Genomic DNA, 2,907 nt, shown 5'->3' on the forward strand with positions numbered 1-2,907 from the left:
ATGAATAATTATATTAAAATTTGGGATGTAATTTTAAATGAACTATCAAAAATTTACAGTGATGAAGTTTTTAAAGAAACATTTTCAAATATTAAAAAAATAAAACAAATTGAAGAAAAAATTATAATTTCAGTAGAAACTGAATTTATTAAAAATAAAATATATAAAATGTATTTTGAAAAAATTAAAGAAATAAATAAATTAAAGTTTGAAGAAAAAATTATAATAGAATTCGTTTCAGAAAATAATAAAAAAAATTGTAATTTTGATAATGAAAAAAACATTTTGAAAATATTAAAAAAGAATTAAAAAATGAAACTGAAATTTTTTTTTGCAAAATTGAAAATAATGATGAATTTAAAAATAATAAACATTTTAGAAAAAATGAAATAAAACAAATTGAAAATGGATATAATGATAACATAAATGTTGAAATTGAAAATCGAAAAATAAGTTTTAACAAATACAATTATGGAAATACTAATCCAAAATATAGTTTTGATAATTTTGTTGTGGGAAAAAGTAATAATTTTGCCTTTAAAATTTCCAAAAAAATTGCTGAAGAAAAAAAGGTAACCACAAATCCACTCTACATTTTTGGAAAATCAGGAATTGGAAAAACTCATCTAATTCAGGCAATCGGAAATCATATTTTGAAAAACACACATTCATCCAAAAAAGTTCTATATGTAAAAGCTGACGGTTTTATTGAAGAGTTTACAAATCAATTAAGAAAAGCCAAAATGGAAGATTTTAACGAAAAATACCGTGATATTGATCTTTTATTAGTTGATGATATTCAAATTATGGCAGGCGCTACAAGAACTCAAATGGAGTTTTTTAAATTATTTGATTATCTTTATTTAAATCAAAAACAAATTGTAATAACAAGTGATAAACAAGCCTCAGAACTAAAAAATATTATGAGTAGATTAACTTCGCGTTTTGAAGCTGGTCTTATGGTCGATATTCAAAGTCCTGATTTTAATCATCGTCTCAATATTTTGAAAAAGAAAATATTAGAATTTGAACCACAAAATACTTTGAAAATAAAAAAAGATGTACTTGATTTGATTGCTTCTTCTTTTGTTAATAATGTTCGCGAAATGGAAGGAGCTTTATTAAGATTATTGAATTATGCCCAAACTTTTGGCTATGATATTGATATTAATATTGCCAATGAAGCCTTAGAACTTTTGATTAAAAGCAAAAAAAGTGTTTCTTATGATGAAGATGTTTTGGAAAAAATTAAATTAGTTGTTAGTAATTTTTTCAATATTTCAGTTCGTGATTTAATGAGTAAAAAAAGACAACAAAAATATACTTTTCCACGTCATATTGCTATTTATTTAATCAAAGAATTAAAAGATATTCCTTATAATATTGTTGGTAGTTTTTTCAAAAGAAACCATTCTGCAGTTTTTAAAGCTTATCAAAAAATTAAAAAAAATTCTCAAAGTGATTATGAATTAAAAAAATCATTAGAACTTATTTTGAAAAAAATTAATTCTTAATAAAATATCTATATTTTTAAAAAAGCATCTTTTAAATATTTGAAGATTTTTAACTTATTTTATTCTGTTTTTTAAAATATTAATAATAAAAAAATAAAAGTTAAATGCAAAATATTAAAATAAATATATAAAACAAATAATAACAAACAATTTAAAAAATTATTACAACAAAAAGATAAATGAGGTTTAATAAATGTATTTAGAAATTAATAAAGATATTTTTTTGGAACAACTTTTAAAAATACAAAAAATTTTACCCCAAAAAACTTTTTTTCCTATTTTTAATGCTCTCAAAATCCAAACACAAGAAAATAAATTAATTTTAGAAGCTAATAATGGTAATATTGCAATTAAAATAGAAATTAAAGATAAAAGTTTAAAAATTAAAAAACAAGGTAAAATTGCTTGTTTAGGAAGATATTTTATTGAAATAATTAAAAAAATTAATGATTCTTTAATTAAAATTACTGTAATGGAAAATAATTTTTTAGTAATTAAAACTATTTTTTGTGAATATAAATTAAAATTAATGGATGTTTGTAATTTTTTAGAACTTGATTTTTCTTTCCAAAAAATTAGATTTTTTTCAAATCGAAACTCATTTTTTTAAAAATATAATTAAAGAAGTAAATATTTCTAACTTCTAAAAATGAAAAAAGACCTATTTTAATGGGACTTAACTTGATTTATCAAAACAATCTTTTAAAAGCTTGTGCTACTGATTTTTTTCGAATGAGTCAAAAAAAATTAATCTAGATATTAAATATCACAATTTTAATATTGTCATTCCTAATAAAAGTTTAGAAGAATTAAGCAAAATATTAGAACATTGCCAAAGTAAACATTTAAAAATTTATTCTGATGCTCAAAAAATCTTTTTAGAAATTGATAATTTATGGTTTCAAACTTCACTTTTAGAAGGGAATTATCCCCAAATTCAAGAAATTAAACTTACAAATTTTCCTTTTTCCATTCATTTAAATAAAGATGATTTAATGAAAGCCTTAGAAAGAGTTTCATTGTTGTTTTACAAAGAACAAATAAATACCAATGTTATTAAATTTATTTTAACTGAACGAAATTCAATTGAAATTTCGTCTTCTAGTGAAAGTTTGGGAACTGCTTTGGAAAAAATTATTCCTTTAAAAGTTAGTGCAAATAGTTTTCAAATTGCTTTTAATGCTAAATATTTAGAAGATGTTTTAAAAGTTTTATCAGTTAAAGAAGTAGTTTTTTATTTTGATAATCCCTTAAAACCATTTATTATTACTACTTTAGAAAAGATAGTTCTATTCATTTGATTTTGCCTATTCCTTTGGAGAATGATTGATATTTTTTATATTTTATATTTTTTTACATTGCACCTAATTAAGGTTTTAACTTTTCATTATCA

4 protein-coding genes and 1 pseudogene are annotated in these 2,907 nt (G+C 20.5%); all 5 read left to right on the forward strand.

Annotated features, from left to right (window positions below):
* Positions 1 to 309, forward strand: a 309-nt coding sequence (locus BBA70_RS00005; RefSeq protein WP_290124274.1) for a DnaA N-terminal domain-containing protein, incomplete at its 5' end; no start/stop codon positions are given.
* A 29-nt stretch (positions 310 to 338) separates the two neighbouring features.
* The gene (gene dnaA / locus BBA70_RS00010; RefSeq protein WP_252861393.1) at positions 339 to 1,514 is read left to right on the forward strand and encodes a chromosomal replication initiator protein DnaA; all 1,176 of its coding nucleotides are present in this window, start codon (positions 339 to 341) and stop codon (positions 1,512 to 1,514) included.
* A gap of 193 nt (positions 1,515 to 1,707) precedes the next feature.
* Positions 1,708 to 2,124, forward strand: coding sequence for a hypothetical protein (locus BBA70_RS00015; RefSeq protein ID WP_252861391.1), 417 nt, complete (start codon positions 1,708 to 1,710; stop codon positions 2,122 to 2,124).
* 59 nt (positions 2,125 to 2,183) lie between these two features.
* Positions 2,184 to 2,389, forward strand: a pseudogene (locus BBA70_RS03830) (DNA polymerase III subunit beta); the annotation flags it as partial.
* Positions 2,390 to 2,509: 120 nt separating this feature from the next.
* Positions 2,510 to 2,815 carry a hypothetical protein gene (locus BBA70_RS00030; RefSeq protein WP_252861392.1) on the forward strand — a complete coding sequence of 102 codons (306 nt, stop codon included), beginning with the start codon at positions 2,510 to 2,512 and terminating at the stop codon, positions 2,813 to 2,815.
* The last annotated feature ends 92 nt before the right edge of the window (positions 2,816 to 2,907 follow it).

This window comes from New Jersey aster yellows phytoplasma, from assembly GCF_002554195.1.
Taxonomy (GTDB): Bacteria; Bacillota_I; Bacilli_A; order Acholeplasmatales; family Acholeplasmataceae; genus Phytoplasma.